This window comes from Pseudomonas sp. Z1-12, assembly GCF_051132015.1.
Lineage (GTDB): Bacteria > Pseudomonadota > Gammaproteobacteria > Pseudomonadales > Pseudomonadaceae > Aquipseudomonas > Aquipseudomonas zanjanensis.
Genome location: NZ_CP071647.1, coordinates 2320460 through 2335118, shown reverse-complemented (window position 1 = coordinate 2335118; position 14659 = coordinate 2320460). Strand labels below are relative to the sequence as shown.

Here is a 14659-nt window from a genome sequence, read left to right as displayed (position 1 = left end):
CTATGGCGAGGGCCCTCGCCACAGCTCATTCGTTGTTTCAACTACCGTGTTCAAGCACCGAGGCACAGCCGCGCCAGCGAGGCACGGCGATCGATGGCCTCACGCAACCGGCGCTTCTGCGCCTCCCAGACATTGGCATCCACCCGGGGTGAACGCATCAGCGCCAACATCGCTTCCTTGGCGTTGAGGTATTCGGCCCACGCATCCCGCGCCTTGAGACTGCGCCGCTCTTCCTCGCTCATGTCCATGCGCCGCAGGGCCAGGGCACATTCGTCCTGGATCAACGGGCCGAGGGTCGCCTGGATCTTGTGGGGTGCCTTGAAACACGCCGTACCGGCGACGATCTCCCGCGCCCGGTCCAGGCCCCATGCCAACGCCTGGGCCAGCGGCTCATGCAAGGTGCGGTCGTAGAATTCTTCGACCCAAACGGAGCCGTTCGGACGATAAACACAGACGAAGACTTGCGCCATGCCCTGCTGATTGATTCTTGCTTGAACCTCGACCTGGGTACCGTCCTCCAGGATCTCTTCGTGGTTGCGCGCCGGCAACCGGCTGTTCACCCAAAGCCAATACTGTGCGCTTCTACGTCGCATCGCGTTGCCCTCCCCCTAAGGAAAAGGCAGTAAGGCACAGGGTTTGAGTAATTTCCAGGGCCACAAGGCACGCTTCTGACGAATGACAACCACTTTTTATCGGTCGAGCTTTTTCTCCACTTCCCTGACCTTGTCCTGCAATTTCTCGGCGTCCTGCTCGTGGCTCTTGATCGACTCGGGCGTGATCGTCTTATCTACCTGGTCAGTCGCCGGTTCAGGGCGATGTACATCGCGCTGCACCACCGGCACCGGTTCGCCGCTCGCATCTTGCGCCTGCGTACTGTTGCCTGGCTGGGTCTGTCCTTTGGAAGGCTTTGTCGTCATGGCTTCGTCCTCGATATCGATGGATGTTGAATTTTCGAGTGGGGCGAAACGGTGAGAGTTCGATCGGGTTGCAGCCACGCTTTGGAGAAAGACCCGGGACTCACTCCCTCGCCAGAGGCACACCGTCCGAAATCCCTGCGCGCTCTGAGAAGAATCTGCTACAAGGCAGCTTTCGTCCCGAGTAGCGAACCGCCTCGATGCCTTCATTTTCACTCTCACGCGCTAAGAAGCGCTGGCTGGCCTGGTCTTTCATGGCCGCGATGGTGGTTGGACTGCCGGTGGGCTGTGCAGTGTTGCAGCACAAAGAGCGAGAACTGGTCTTTCGCATCGAGCCCGGTACCGCACGCTGGTTCAGTGGGTTGCCCAGTGGCGTGCAGGAACTCGACCTCAAGCCCAAAAGCTTCAAGGCCGGGGAAAATATCCACGGCTGGTGGTGGCCGGTCGAACGCAAGAACGCGCCGGCCATTTTGTATTTGCACGGCGTACGCTGGAATTTGACTGGCCAACTGTTCCGTATTCAACAACTGCGGGCGCTGGGCTATTCGGTACTGGCCATCGACTACCGTGGCTTTGGCAAAAGCCACGGGGAGCTGCCGTCGGAGGCCAGCGTCTATGAAGATGCACGCATCGCCTGGGAGCGTCTCGAAGTCTTGCAACCGGACCCAAGCCTGCGGCTGATCTATGGCCATTCCCTGGGGGGCGCCGTCGCGGTGGACCTCGCTGCGCAACTCGGCCAGCAGGTGGCGAAGGATGGCAAAGCCCGGGTCCGGGGCCTGGTCATCGAATCCACCTTTACGTCCTTGGGCGATGTCGCTACCGCGATGGCGAATACCTCCCTGCCGGTGCGCTGGCTGTTGTCGCAGAAGTTCGACTCCATCGACAAGATCGGCGAGATCAACATGCCGCTGCTGGTTGTCCATGGCGCCGCCGACCGCTACGTGCCGCCACGGTTCAGTGAACAACTGTTCAACGCCGCCCGGGAACCCAAGCGCCTGCTGCTGGTGCCTGGGGCGACGCATAACAACAGCATGAGCCTGGCGGGCAAAAACTACCGGCAGGCATTGGATGCACTGATGAAAAGCTCACCATCGCCTGTGGCAGGAAACATCCCCACTGCCCCGGCCAAAGCGGGTTGAGCCACTGAACTCTCCATGCCTCCTGTGGGAAGCGGTGGGTCAGTTAGTAGCGATGTTGGCTGTGCCGGCGCCATCGCGAGCAAGCTCGCTCCCACCGTTTGTCCGAGGTGTTCGCAAATATTGCATACACCAAAAACCCTGTGGGAGCGGGCTTGCTCGCGAAAGCGGTGGGTCAGTTGGTAAAGATATTGACTGTACCGCCATCTTCGCGAGCAAGCCCGCTCCCACAGGGTTCCGAGGCGTTCAAGAAATCGGCATCCACCGCTGATCCCTTGTGGGAGCGAGCTTGCTCGCGATGGCGGTGGGCCAGGCGACGATGAGCCGTCAGGCCCCCGCGCCAAACCGGTCACGACTGTTGGTCAGGTGCAGCCACATGGCGGCGCGGGCGGCGTCCGGGTCCTGGCGCTTGATGGCGTTGAAGATCGCCTCATGCTCAAGGCTGGCAAACTGCGCCAGCTTGCTCAGATCCGCCTGGCCGCGCTCGGCCACGTTCACACGGGTCCTGGGAATCATCGCGTTGCCCAGGTGCTGCATGATCTCGACAAAACAGGCGTTGTCCGTCGCTTCGGCGATGAGCAGATGGAAACGCCGGTCAGCTTCGGCACAGCTGTCGTTGTTGTTGGACAACCGCTGGTAATCATCCAACGCCTGGCGCATCTGCTGCAGTTGGTGTTCGCTGCGACGCTGGGCCGCCAAGGCAACGGCCTGGGTTTCCAGGCCCAGACGAAGTTCCAGCATTGCCCGCACCCCCGCAGCGGTGTCGACATTCAGCCGCAGCCCCTGCTCGCCGGTTTGCGCCAGCACAAACGTGCCGATGCCGTGGCGAGTCTCCACCAGCCCCGAGGCCTGCAACTTGGAAATCGCCTCGCGCACCACCGTACGACTGACGCCATGGGCCTGCACGATGGCACCTTCCGACGGCAACTTCTCGCCCGGTTTCAACTGCCCCAGCAGGATACTCTGGCTCAGCTTCGCCACCAGGTCATGGGCCAGGTTGTGGGTGCGCTTGCGCAGGGGGACGTGGGTGTCTGGCGGCATGAACCGTTGTTCCTTGATACGGGCAGGCTGATCGTCGGATGAAACCTCGTCGCGCCCTGAACTTGTATGACAAGCTAGATCATCGCAGCCCAGACAGGGTTGCGCCAGTACAAACGCCACCCTGTCTGAATTTTTTCGTTTTTTACCAACCCCAACAAACAAAGGAGCTCAGGGATATTTTCAAGTGATCATATTCAAAAATCGACAAAGCTCACTTGTAAGACAAAAAAATCAAGTTGTATGATGTCTATCAACATCGCCCCGTCGCGATGCCCCATAAAAACAACGAGTGGGAAAGACATGCAGATTCAAGAAGCCACCAAAGCCCCGATCATTACCAGCATGCAGGTCGTACCCGTGGCCGGCCACGACGGCATGTTGCTGAACCTCAGCGGCGCCCACGGTCCGTTCTTCACCCGCAACATCGTCATTCTCAAGGACAACGCCGGTCACACCGGCGTGGGCGAAGTGCCCGGCGGCGAGCGCATTCGCCAGACCCTCGAGGACGCCCGTTCGCTGGTGGTCGGCAGCCCTATCGGGACGTACCAGAAGATCCTCAACACCGTGCGCCATGCCTTCGCCGACCGCGATGCCGGCGGCCGTGGCCTGCAGACCTTCGACCTGCGCATCACCATCCATGCGGTTACCGGCCTGGAAGCGGCCTTGCTGGACCTGCTCGGCCAACACCTGGACGTACCGGTCGCCGCCCTGCTCGGCGAAGGCCAGCAGCGTGATGAAGTGAAGATGCTCGGCTATCTGTTTTACGTTGGCGACCGCCAGCAGACCGACCTGGCCTATCGCAGCGAACCGGACGCCGACAACGACTGGTTCCGCGTTCGCCACGAAAAAGCCCTGGATGCCGACGCCGTGGTGCGCCTGGCCGAAGCGGCCCAGGCTCGTTATGGTTTCCAGGACTTCAAGCTCAAGGGCGGCGTGCTCCAAGGCGACGCAGAAATCGAAGCGGTTACGGCCCTGGCCGAGCGTTTTCCACAGGCGCGCATCACCCTGGACCCGAACGGCGCCTGGTCACTCAAGGAGGCGATCCGTTTGTGCCGCGACCAGCACAAAGTGCTGGCCTATGCCGAAGACCCTTGCGGTGCCGAGAACGGCTATTCCGGGCGCGAGGTCATGGCTGAATTCCGCCGCGCCACGGGCCTGAAGACCGCCACCAACATGATCGCCACCGACTGGCGCGAAATGGGCCACGCCATCACCTTGCAGTCCGTGGACATTCCCCTGGCCGACCCGCATTTCTGGACGATGCAGGGCTCCGTGCGCGTGGCGCAGATGTGCAATGAATGGGGCCTGACCTGGGGCTCGCATTCCAACAACCACTTCGATATTTCCCTGGCGATGTTCACACATGTGGCCGCCGCGGCACCGGGCGACATCACCGCCATCGACACCCACTGGATCTGGCAGGACGGCCAGCGGTTGACCAAGGCGCCGCTGCAGATCCAGGGCGGTTGCGTGCAGGTGCCGAAAAAACCGGGGCTGGGGATCGAGTTGGACACCGACCAACTGGCCAAGGCCCATGAGCTGTACAAAGGCATGGGCCTAGGGGCGCGGGACGATGCGGTGGCGATGCAGTTCCTGATTCCGGGCTGGACGTTCAACAACAAGCAACCGTGCCTGGTTCGCTGAGTCGATCAACTTCCCTGTGGGAGCGAGCTTGCTCGCGATGGCGGTGGGTCAGTCGCATTGATGTCGACTGACACTTCGCTATCGCGAGCAAGCTCGCTCCCACATCGGGTCGATGGTACCCATGAGCTTGAGGCCACTCATGACTCCCACACTGGGATCTGGGGTGGCCTTTGATTTCATGACCGCCGCAAACACCTGTGGCGAGGGAGCTTGCTCCCGCTGGGCTGCGTAGCGGCCCCCTTCCGGCGGTTGCTGCGCAACCGAGCGGGAGCAAGCTCCCTCGCCACAGTCATCATCGCCCTCAAACATCACCTAACCAGCGCCAGCTATCCGCTCAGCTTCTGGCATTCATATCTAACCCTCCGGCCGCAGGATCAACACCGCCAACGGCGGCAGGTTGAGCTCCAGCGACAAGGCCTGGCCATGGCTGGGCACTTCTTCGGTGGAGGCTCCGCCGCCGTTGCCGTAGTTGGAACCAGCGTAGGTGTCGGCATCGCTATTGAGCAATTCGACCCAGCGCCCGCCGAACGGCACGCCGACCCGGTAGGCCTCGCGTGGCACCGGGGTGAAGTTGGCCACCACCAGCACCGGCCGGCCATCCTTGCTCCAGCGCAGCCAGGCGTAGACGCTGTTGAGGGCATCGTCACCGATCAGCCATTGGAAACCCTGGGGCGCGTCATCCTGGTCATGCAGCGCCGGTTCTTCGCGGTACAGCCGGTTCAGATCGCTCACCAACTTCTGCACGCCCCGGTGCTCCGGGTATTGCAGCAGGTACCAATCCAACTGCTGGTCGTGGTTCCACTCGCGCCATTGGCCGAACTCACAGCCCATGAACAACAATTTCTTGCCGGGATGGCCCCACATGAAGCTCAGGTAGGCCCTGAGGTTGGCGAACTTCTGCCAGCGGTCACCGGGCATCTTGTCGATCAGCGAGCGTTTGCCATGGACCACTTCGTCGTGGGAAATCGGCAACACGAAACGCTCGGACCAGGCATACACCAGGCCAAAGCTCAGTTCGTTGTGGTGATGGGCGCGGTACACCGGGTCTTGCTGGATGTAGTGCAGCGAATCGTGCATCCAGCCCATGTTCCACTTGTAGGCGAAACCCAGGCCGCCCTGCTGGGTGCTCTGGCTGACGCCCGGCCACGCGGTGGACTCTTCGGCGATGACCAGGGCACCAGGGGTCTCCAGCGCCACCACGTCGTTGAGGTGGCGCAGGAAATCGATGGCTTCGAGATTTTCCCGCCCGCCGTGACGGTTGGGCACCCACTCACCGGCCTTGCGCGAATAGTCGCGGTACAACATCGAGGCCACGGCATCCACCCGCAGGCCATCGACGTGGAAATGCTTGAGCCAGTGCAACGCCGACGCCAGCATGAAGCCGTGCACTTCGGTGCGGCCCAGGTTGTAGATCAGCGTGTCCCAATCCTGGTGGAAGCCTTCCAGCGGGTTGCCGTATTCGTACAGAGCGGTGCCGTCGAACTGGGCCAGGCCGTGGGTATCGGTGGGGAAATGCGCCGGCACCCAGTCGAGGATGACGCCGATATTGGCCTGGTGGCAGGCGTTGACGAACGCGGCGAAATCGTCCGGCGAACCAAAGCGTGCCGTCGGCGCGAACTGTGACAACGGCTGATAGCCCCAGGAACCGCCGAACGGGTGCTCCATGATCGGCATCAGCTCGATGTGGGTGAAGCCCAGGTCCTTGACATACGGAATCAGCCGCTCGGCCATTTCATGCCAGTTGTATTGCCGGGCCACCTCCCCCGCCTCGTCGATTTCGCACTGCCAGGAGCCGGCGTGCAATTCATAGATCGACAACGGCGCGCCCGGTAGCTGGCGTTCGCGACGGCTTTGCATCCACTCATCGTCGTGCCATTCGATGTTCAGCGGCGAGGCGACCTTGGAAGCGGTGTCCGGGGGCATCTGCGTGGCCAGCGCCACCGGGTCGGCCTTGAGGGGCAGGATGCCGTGGGCGCCGAGGATTTCATATTTGTAGCCTTCGCCGGCACCGAGCCTCGGGATGAAGATCTCCCATACGCCGGATGGATAACGGATGCGCATCGGATGCCGCCGGCCGTCCCAGACGTTGAAGTCCCCCACCACCGACACCCGTCGCGCGTTCGGTGCCCAGACCGCGAAGCGCACGCCGTCGACGCCATCGACGGTCTTCAACTGCGCCCCCAGGCAGGCGCTGAGATCACGATGGTTACCCTCGGCGAACAGATAAAGGTCCATCTCCCCCAGCAACGGGCCGAAGCTGTAGGGGTCTTCGGCAACCTGCTCGCCGCCAGCCCAACGGGTGCGCAGCAAGTACGCCTGGGCGCGAGGGAAATGGCCGACGAACAGCCCCGGGGTTTCGGTGGCTTGCAGCTCACCCAGTTCTTCGCCGCTGTCCCGGGCCAACACATGTACGCTCAGGGCACCGGGCAGGTAGGCACGGATGAACTGGCCGCCGGCGCCGTCGCCATGGGGCCCAAGGATGGAAAACGGGTCGTGATGTTCGGCACGCACCAGCGCGTCGATGTCATGGGGCGCCGGCAACAAGGACTCTTTGGCCTGCCCCTGGGGTTCTTTATTCGAGACACTCATGATTCTCTCCACTAAATCGGTCCGGCTACGTCGGAAAAGGGTTGCAGCCCCTTCAACAACCCGACCAGGCCGTGCAGCGGCACGGGCAGCCAGGTGGGGCGATTCTCGGCTTCATAGGCCACTTCATAGGCCGCCTTCTCCAGGCCGAACAACGCCAGCGCGGCGTCTTCGCCTTCAGCATCCTTCCACTCATGGGCAAGACTAGCTGCCGCCAGCCGATATGCCTCGACAAATGCCTGGCGAGCCTCTTTCAAATAACGATCGGCGACCCGTTGCCGCGCCGCATCGGCATCTGCCGTGCTGTCGACGGTGTGCAAATGAATCGCCATGGCCGCCGCATAATCGAAGGAACGCAACACGCCACTGACATCCTTGTACGGGCTGTGCTTGCCCCGTCGCTCATGCAATGGCCGCGCCGGCTCACCTTCGAAGTCGATCAGGTAAGCATCGCCCTTGATCACCAGGACTTGGCCCAGGTGCAGGTCGCCATGGACGCGAATGCGCAAGCCACCGGCGGCCTTGCCGGCCAGTTCCTGGACATGGGCCAGGACGGTTTTCTTGTGCTCCAGCAAGCGTGCGACCATGGCCTGGTCGGCGGGGTTCAATTGGCCTTGGTTCTGCTTGAGCAAGCGCAAGGCGTTTTCCACCTGGGCGGCCACGTCCTTGCCGATGGCCTGGGCTTCCTTGGCGTTGGTGGTTTGCGGTGCGAAGTCCGGGTCGTCGGTGGCCTGGGCCAATACCTGGTGCATTTCCCCCAGGCGTTGGCCGAGCATCCCGGCGAAATCCTTCAGCTCGCCCAAGGCGTTGTAATGCTGCTCCTGCTCGGACACAGCGTCCGCCAGCTCATCGCGCAAGGCGCGTTCGAGGTTGTTCTGGGTCCATTCCCAGGCGTCGCCCTGGTTGCTCAGGTAGCCTTGAGCGATCATCAGCAGCGCATCTTCGCCTTGGGCGTCGCGGCGAATCACCGAACCCAGCAGCGGTGAAATGTTGCTGAACCCCGCTGCGGTCAGGTAGGCACTCATTTCCAGTTCCGGGTGCACACCCGAGGCGACCTTGCGGATCAGCTTGAGGACGAGGCTGCCCCCCACCACCACCGAACTGTTGGATTGTTCGGCGGACAGGTAGCGCACCTCCGGCTCGTCTCCCAGGTTCAACGCGGCCAGGCCTTCGGTCGGCTCGAAACGCAACTCACCTTCGGCGAACGGCAGCACCGTGGCGGCCTGCATGCTGTGCAGCACCGCGCGCACGAAGCTTTCCAGGCTGAAGGCATCGGTGATCAAGCCCACCTGACGCACCCGACGAACCCGGGACAAAGCCAGCTGCTGCGGCAATGCGGCGCCGACCTGGTCCTCGGCAAGCAGGCCGAACGGCAGTTGATAACGCAGGGTCTGGCCGCCACTGGTGACATCGATTTCACTGAGCAACACCGGATGCTGTGGATCGCCGAAGCGCACGCCATAGACGATGTCGACCTTCTCGATCGCGCTGTCCTTGCCGGCGAACCAGCGCCGGTTCTGCAACCAGGTCGGCAGGATGGTTTGCTCCAACGTGGTGCGCGATGGCGCTTCGAGCAATTCTTCCAAGCGTTTTTTCAGCACCAACGTGGTGAAGTCCGGCAGGCTCTGGGCCGGTTCCACGTGCCAGCTCGGCATTTGGTTTTCTGCCGCCAGGGCGAACCAATAGAAGCCGTACGGCGCCAGGGTCAACAGGAAGTTCAACTGGCCGATGGGCGGGAAGGCATTGCCGCCGAGCATCTCCACCGGGACCATGCCGGCGTAGGCCGACAGGTCCAGCTCGGCGGCCTGGGCGCTGCGGGACACGTTGGCCACGCACAGGATGATTTCGTGCTTGCCGTCGGGCCCGGTGTATTCGCGGGTATAGGCCAGGATCCGGCGGTTGCTCGGCGAGAGCATCTTCAGCGTGCCACGGCCGAAGGCCTTGGACTGCTTGCGCACCGCCAGCATGCGGCGGTTCCAGTTGAGCAGCGAGTGCGGGTCGCCGGCCTGGGTCTCGACGTTGACCGACTGGTAGCCGTACAGCGGGTCCATGATCGGCGGCAGTACCAGGCTGGCCGGGTCGGCGCGGGAGAAACCACCGTTGCGGTCGATGGACCACTGCATCGGCGTACGCACGCCATCGCGGTCGCCCAGGTAGATGTTGTCGCCCATGCCGATTTCATCGCCGTAGTACAACGTCGGCGTACCGGGCATCGACAGCAGCAGGCTGTTGAGCAGCTCGACACGACGACGATCGCGCTCCAGCAGCGGCGCCAGGCGCCGGCGAATGCCCAGGTTGATACGCGCCCGACGGTCGGCCGCATAGTAATTCCACAGGTAGTCGCGCTCCTTGTCGGTGACCATCTCCAGGGTCAGCTCATCGTGGTTGCGCAGGAAAATAGCCCACTGGCAATTGGCGGGAATCTCCGGGGTCTGGCGCAAAATGTCGGTGATGGGGAAACGATCTTCCTGGGCCAGGGCCATGTACATGCGTGGCATCAGCGGGAAGTGGAAAGCCATGTGGCATTCGTCACCGTTCAGCCCTTGGGCGTCGACATCGCCGAAGTACAACTGGGTGTCTTCCGGCCATTGGTTGGCCTCGGCCAGCAACATGCGGTCGGGGTAGTTGGCGTCGATCTCGGCGCGGATCAGCTTCAGGACATCATGGGTCTCGGGCAGGTTTTCGTTATTGGTGCCGTCGCGCTCGATCAGGTACGGGATGGCATCCAGGCGCAGGCCGTCGATGCCCATGTCCAGCCAGTAGCGCATCACCGACAACACGGCCTTGATGACCTGCGGGTTGTCGAAGTTGAGGTCGGGTTGGTGAGAGTAGAAACGGTGCCAGAAGTACTGGCCCGCCACCGGGTCCCAGGTCCAGTTGGACTTCTCGGTGTCGAGGAAGATGATGCGCGTGCCGTCGTACTTGTGGTCGTCATCGGACCAGACGTAGAAGTCCCGCGCCTTCGAACCTTTCTTGGCTTTGCGCGCTCGCTGGAACCAGGGGTGTTGGTCGGAGGTGTGGTTGATGACCAACTCGGTGATCACCCGCAGGTTGCGTTTGTGGGCTTCGGCAATGAACCGCCGGGCATCGGCCATGGTGCCGTAGTCGGCGCTGACGCCGCGGTATTCGGCGATGTCATAACCGTCGTCGCGCCGGGGGGAAGGATAGAACGGCAGCAGCCAGATGGTGTTGACGCCCAAGTCGGCGATGTAGTCGAGTTTTTCGATCAGGCCGGGAAAGTCGCCGATCCCGTCGTTATTGGAGTCGTAATAGGATTTAACGTGAACCTGATAAATCACCGCATCCTTGTACCAGAGCGGATCCTTGATGAAGGTGGCAGACCGGGGTTTCTTCGCCATGTGCAACTCCTGATAATTCATTAAAGCCGCGGGAGACAGGCTTGTGGGGTCTTGTTATGCGGCGACGCCTTGTTCTGTGATGAGGTCTTTTGTGGCGAGGGAGCTTGCTCCCGCTCGGCTGCGAAGCAGTCGTGATTTCAAGGGGCCGCTTCGCGCCCAGCGGGAGCAAGCTCCCTCGCCACAACAGCCCTCACTCGACATCGCGCTGCATCACGCCACGCTGATCCGCCAAATCCCGAACGGCTGGTACGCCGGGTCGATCCGCATGAACTGGTACTTGCCGTACCAGGTCCAGCGGTGTCCGTTCATCAGGTCCTCGCCCTGGGTCTGGGCGTCGTCGGGCAGGCCCATTTCCCACAGCGGCAATTCGAAATTGGCTTCCTGTGGGTTGTGCGGGTCGAGGCTCACCGCCACCAGGATGAAATTGCTGCCATCGGCCGTGCGCTTGCCGAAATAGAGAATGTTGTCGTTCCAGGCGTTGTAGATTTTCAGGCCCAGATGGGTATGCAGCGCCGGGTTCTGCCGGCGGATGCGGTTGAGCTGGGCGATCTCGGCAATGATGTTGCCCGGCGCGGTAAAGTCCCGGGGGCGGATCTCGTACTTCTCCGAGTCGAGGTATTCCTCTTTGCCCGGTACCGGGGCCGATTCGCACAGTTCGAAGCCCGAATACATGCCCCACAGGCCTGAGCCCATGGTCGCCAGCGCCGCGCGGATCAAGAAGCCCGGGCGCCCCGACTCATGGAGGAAGGCCGGGTTGATGTCTGGTGTATTCACGAAGAAATTCGGCCGGTAGCACTCGCGCAACGGCGACTCGTTGAGCTCGCTGAAGTAGGTCGCCAGTTCGGCCTTGGTATTGCGCCAAGTGAAATAGGTGTAGCTCTGGGAATACCCGACCTTGCCCAGGCGCGCCATCATCGCCGGCGTGGTGAACGCTTCAGCCAGGAAGATCACCTCAGGGTATTGGGCCCGGACATCGGCGATCAGCCATTGCCAGAACGGAAGAGGCTTGGTGTGCGGGTTGTCGACCCGGAAGATCTTCACGCCTTCCTGGACCCAGCCCACCACGATGTCCCGCAGTTCTTCCCACAGGCTGGGGATCGCATCGGCCGCGTAGAAATCGACGTTGACGATGTCCTGGTATTTCTTCGGCGGGTTTTCCGCATATTTGATCGTGCCGTCCGGCCGCCAGCTGAACCAGCCGGGATGCTGCTTGAGCCAGGGGTGGTCCTGGGAACACTGGATGGCGAAGTCGAGGGCGATCTCCAGGCCGTGCTCAGCCGCCGCCGCCACCAGGCGCCGGAAGTCCTCGCGGCTGCCCAATTGCGGATGAATGGCCTCGTGCCCGCCCTCCTCGCTGCCGATGGCATAAGGACTGCCCGGATCGTCGGGGCCGGCGGTGAGGGAATTGTTCGGGCCTTTACGGAAACTGCGGCCGATGGGGTGGATTGGCGGGAAGTACAGCACATCGAAGCCCATGTCCTGGATTACCGCCAAGCGCGAATGCACGTCGTTGAAGGTGCCGTGGCGCTGGGGATCGTCGGTGATCGAACGGGGAAACAGTTCATACCAGCTGGCAAACTCGGCCAGTTTTCGCTCCACATCCAACGGGTATTCGGGGCTGATGCTCAAGTAGGGTCGATGATCGGCCAGGGACATCAGGTCGGCACTGCGTGGGGCCAGGAACAGCGCCACCTGTTCGTTCGGCAACAGGCCGGAGAGTTCGTGGTGCAAGGCCGCCAGTTGCTCGCTCAGTTCACCGCTGCTGCGCTCGGCCGCCATGTGCACTTGGTTGCGCCCTTCCTGCAATTCCAGGCTGATGGGCACCCCGGCAGCGAACTTCTTCTCCAGCTCGTAGCGGAAACTGGCGAACTGGTCGATCCAGGCCTCGATGCAGAACACATAGCGGCCTTGCTCCGGCACGGTGAACTGGCCGCGCCAGCCGTTATTGCCCAAGTCGCTCATGACCTCGCTGTTCCATACGTCATCCTGAAGCGAGCGCCAGCGAATGCGCACCGCCAGCTTGTCGTGACCGTCGGCGAATACTTTGCTGGTCACCGTCACGTCCTGCCCGGCCACGGCCTTGGCGGCGAATTGCCCGCCGTCGATCACTGGCATGGTGTTTTCAATCGCGATACGCGGCAACAACAAGGCCTGAGACAACGGCAAATGCGGGTTGTAGGCCAGGTCAGACGGGTGTTCGGCAGTCATCGAGCATCGCTCCTTTTACGCCCCATGGACGCGCTTGTGGCGGTAAAGGCCCAACGGGTCCCTGAAAAAACTCACTTAAACTCCGAACCGGAACGACGGCTAAAAGTTCAGCGGGATTTGCCCCCGGGATGCATCCGGGATCAAACCCGGCGCTGGGTGGTCAACAACCATAAGCACGACTCAAGCCATGTGCGTTACGGAGACCCGTCCCGATGAATATTCCCATCCCGGCCGAAACACCCGATCCGAACATCGACGACCCCAACTTGCCCCCGCCCAGCCCTGATCCCGAGCCGATTCCCGAGAAAGACCCGCCGCTGGACCCGCAGCCGCCCAAGGGTGACCCGCCCAGCGAGAAGCCGCCGGAGCGGGTTTGATTCATGGCGGCAGTACCCTGTGGGAGCGAGCTTGCTCGCGATAGCGGAGTGTCAATCAGCATAGTGGCTGGCTGAGGCTCCGCCATCGCGAGCAAGCTCGCTCCCACAGGGTTGCGTGTTCAGGCTGGTTCTCGTGTCACAGCTTGTCGTCCTTCTCCAGCGCCCGGACGATCATCGGCATCACACTGAAGATCGCCAGGGCCAGCACTGTGCTGAGGACTGCCGTGGCTTCCCGCCCCAGCCCAGCCGCAACGCCGATGGCGGCTGTCATCCAGAGGCCGGCCGCCGTGGTCAGGCCCTTGACGTGGCTTTCGTCGCCGTCGTTGTTTTTCAGGATGGTGCCAGCACCGAGAAAACCGATGCCGGCGACCACACCCTGTATCACCCGGCTCATGGCATCGGCCTGGGACCCGGACATCTGTGGCACCAGGACGAACAGCGCCGCCCCCAGGGCCACGAGCATGTGGGTCCGCACACCGGCCGCCTTGCCCTTGTGTTCGCGCTCGAAACCCAGGATGCCACCCAGCAGCGCGGCCATGACCAGCCGCACCGTGACCCGGGTCATCTGCTGGGCATCGGTGATGTCGGCGAATTCCGCCTGCAAGGTTATCCAGACTTCATGCCACCAGGCGTTCATTGACAGTCCTCTTTTGCGTTGGATAAACGATGGACCGCAAGCGAAGCCAGAGGTGCACCCGACCGCTGATCAGCCGCGACGAACCCTGGCTTGGCCGAGGGACCTAACATTCAGGATCCCAGAAGGAGGAACGCCATGACTGTCCGTATCGATGACAACCAGACCTGCCATTTCGAAACCCCCAACGGCACCGAACAGCGCCCCGCCAGCGAGCTGACCATCATCACCGACCCGGACAAAGCCATGTCGGTCGTGGAACTCAATGGCGACCGGGTCTACATCACCGAGGCTGAAGCCGATGCCCTGACCGTGGCCGGTGCGGTCGATGAGCGCAAGCACCTCAAGGCCACGGACAGCGGCTCGGCGATCTGAGCCCATCTACCAGAGCAATAAAATCCCAGTGGCCAGAGCAATGTAGCCCTTGTGGCGAGGGAGCTTGCTCCCGCTGGGCTGCGAAGCAGCCCCAACACATCGCGACCGGTGTATCAGGACGACCACGTTGCGACTCTTGGGGTCGCTTCGCAACCCAGCGGGAGCAAGCTCCCTCGCCACAAAGTGTTATTCGCCCAACCACCGGTTTATCAGCCAGAAGATGTGGTTCTCCCAACTGTCCCAGCTGCGGACACATCAGTCATAAGGTGTTGTTCGCTTGTCCTCGGGTGCATCAAAGTGTCGCAGCGCCTGGGTTTCGCGGCATCTGATCCGGTTTTTATCGAAACACCTGAGTCTGTTATGCAAACAGTTCCATGGTCATAGT

General features: G+C 62.1%; 11 protein-coding genes. 4 read left to right on the top strand and 7 right to left on the bottom strand.

Annotated elements, in window-relative coordinates:
• Nucleotides 1-50: 50 nt before the first annotated feature.
• Both J3P85_RS10395 and J3P85_RS10390 read right to left on the bottom strand, forming a co-directional pair.
• Complete coding sequence (locus J3P85_RS10395) at nucleotides 51-593, bottom strand: hypothetical protein (protein ID WP_434705720.1); 543 nt, start codon at nucleotides 591-593, stop codon at nucleotides 51-53.
• A gap of 96 nt (nucleotides 594-689) precedes the next feature.
• Nucleotides 690-917, bottom strand: a complete 228-nt coding sequence (locus J3P85_RS10390) for a hypothetical protein (RefSeq protein ID WP_434705719.1) — start codon at nucleotides 915-917, stop codon at nucleotides 690-692.
• A gap of 197 nt (nucleotides 918-1114) precedes the next feature.
• Here J3P85_RS10390 and J3P85_RS10385 point away from each other — a divergent pair, with 197 nt between their 5' ends.
• Nucleotides 1115-2053, top strand: coding sequence for an alpha/beta hydrolase (locus J3P85_RS10385; RefSeq protein WP_434705718.1), 939 nt, complete (start codon nucleotides 1115-1117; stop codon nucleotides 2051-2053).
• A gap of 324 nt (nucleotides 2054-2377) precedes the next feature.
• Here the strand turns inward: J3P85_RS10385 and J3P85_RS10380 are convergent, their stop codons facing one another.
• Nucleotides 2378-3091, bottom strand: a complete 714-nt coding sequence (locus J3P85_RS10380) for a FadR/GntR family transcriptional regulator (protein ID WP_434705717.1) — start codon at nucleotides 3089-3091, stop codon at nucleotides 2378-2380.
• A gap of 300 nt (nucleotides 3092-3391) precedes the next feature.
• On the opposite strand from J3P85_RS10380, the gene gudD reads away from it, so the two are divergent.
• Nucleotides 3392-4735, top strand: coding sequence for a glucarate dehydratase (gene gudD, locus J3P85_RS10375; protein WP_186708585.1), 1344 nt, complete (start codon nucleotides 3392-3394; stop codon nucleotides 4733-4735).
• 354 nt (nucleotides 4736-5089) lie between these two features.
• On the opposite strand, the gene glgB is transcribed toward gudD, so the two are convergent.
• The 3 genes from glgB to J3P85_RS10360 form a co-directional block, all read right to left on the bottom strand.
• The gene (gene glgB / locus J3P85_RS10370; protein WP_434705716.1) at nucleotides 5090-7324 is read right to left on the bottom strand and encodes a 1,4-alpha-glucan branching protein GlgB; all 2235 of its coding nucleotides are present in this window, start codon (nucleotides 7322-7324) and stop codon (nucleotides 5090-5092) included.
• 11 nt (nucleotides 7325-7335) lie between these two features.
• Nucleotides 7336-10680 (bottom strand): maltose alpha-D-glucosyltransferase, encoded by a 3345-nt coding sequence (gene treS / locus J3P85_RS10365; protein WP_434705714.1) that lies wholly within the window; start codon nucleotides 10678-10680, stop codon nucleotides 7336-7338.
• 210 nt (nucleotides 10681-10890) lie between these two features.
• Nucleotides 10891-12888: an alpha-1,4-glucan--maltose-1-phosphate maltosyltransferase gene (locus J3P85_RS10360; protein ID WP_434705713.1), complete on the bottom strand. Its 1998-nt coding sequence runs from the start codon at nucleotides 12886-12888 to the stop codon at nucleotides 10891-10893.
• Between the two features lie 212 nt (nucleotides 12889-13100).
• Between J3P85_RS10360 and J3P85_RS10355 the strand changes: the two genes are divergently transcribed.
• Nucleotides 13101-13265, top strand: coding sequence for a hypothetical protein (locus J3P85_RS10355; protein WP_411385089.1), 165 nt, complete (start codon nucleotides 13101-13103; stop codon nucleotides 13263-13265).
• A 136-nt stretch (nucleotides 13266-13401) separates the two neighbouring features.
• Here the strand turns inward: J3P85_RS10355 and J3P85_RS10350 are convergent, their stop codons facing one another.
• Nucleotides 13402-13902 carry an MgtC/SapB family protein gene (locus J3P85_RS10350; RefSeq protein WP_186708554.1) on the bottom strand — a complete coding sequence of 167 codons (501 nt, stop codon included), beginning with the start codon at nucleotides 13900-13902 and terminating at the stop codon, nucleotides 13402-13404.
• Nucleotides 13903-14037: 135 nt separating this feature from the next.
• On the opposite strand from J3P85_RS10350, the gene J3P85_RS10345 reads away from it, so the two are divergent.
• Nucleotides 14038-14274, top strand: a complete 237-nt coding sequence (locus J3P85_RS10345; protein ID WP_411385090.1) for a DUF3203 family protein — start codon at nucleotides 14038-14040, stop codon at nucleotides 14272-14274.
• The last annotated feature ends 385 nt before the right edge of the window (nucleotides 14275-14659 follow it).

Excerpts from the sequence above, each read along its gene's own strand:
- J3P85_RS10350 (WP_186708554.1), bottom strand. The coding sequence starts at position 13,902 with ATGAACGCCTGGTGGCATGAAGTCTGGATAACCTTGCAGGCGGAATTC.
- J3P85_RS10385 (WP_434705718.1), top strand. The coding sequence starts at position 1,115 with ATGCCTTCATTTTCACTCTCACGCGCTAAGAAGCGCTGGCTGGCCTGG.
- J3P85_RS10360 (WP_434705713.1), bottom strand. The coding sequence starts at position 12,888 with ATGACTGCCGAACACCCGTCTGACCTGGCCTACAACCCGCATTTGCCG.
- glgB (WP_434705716.1), bottom strand. The coding sequence starts at position 7,324 with ATGAGTGTCTCGAATAAAGAACCCCAGGGGCAGGCCAAAGAGTCCTTG.
- J3P85_RS10355 (WP_411385089.1), top strand. The coding sequence starts at position 13,101 with ATGAATATTCCCATCCCGGCCGAAACACCCGATCCGAACATCGACGAC.
- J3P85_RS10345 (WP_411385090.1), top strand. The coding sequence starts at position 14,038 with ATGACTGTCCGTATCGATGACAACCAGACCTGCCATTTCGAAACCCCC.
- J3P85_RS10390 (WP_434705719.1), bottom strand. The coding sequence starts at position 917 with ATGACGACAAAGCCTTCCAAAGGACAGACCCAGCCAGGCAACAGTACG.
- J3P85_RS10380 (WP_434705717.1), bottom strand. The coding sequence starts at position 3,091 with ATGCCGCCAGACACCCACGTCCCCCTGCGCAAGCGCACCCACAACCTG.
- treS (WP_434705714.1), bottom strand. The coding sequence starts at position 10,680 with ATGGCGAAGAAACCCCGGTCTGCCACCTTCATCAAGGATCCGCTCTGG.
- gudD (WP_186708585.1), top strand. The coding sequence starts at position 3,392 with ATGCAGATTCAAGAAGCCACCAAAGCCCCGATCATTACCAGCATGCAG.
- J3P85_RS10395 (WP_434705720.1), bottom strand. The coding sequence starts at position 593 with ATGCGACGTAGAAGCGCACAGTATTGGCTTTGGGTGAACAGCCGGTTG.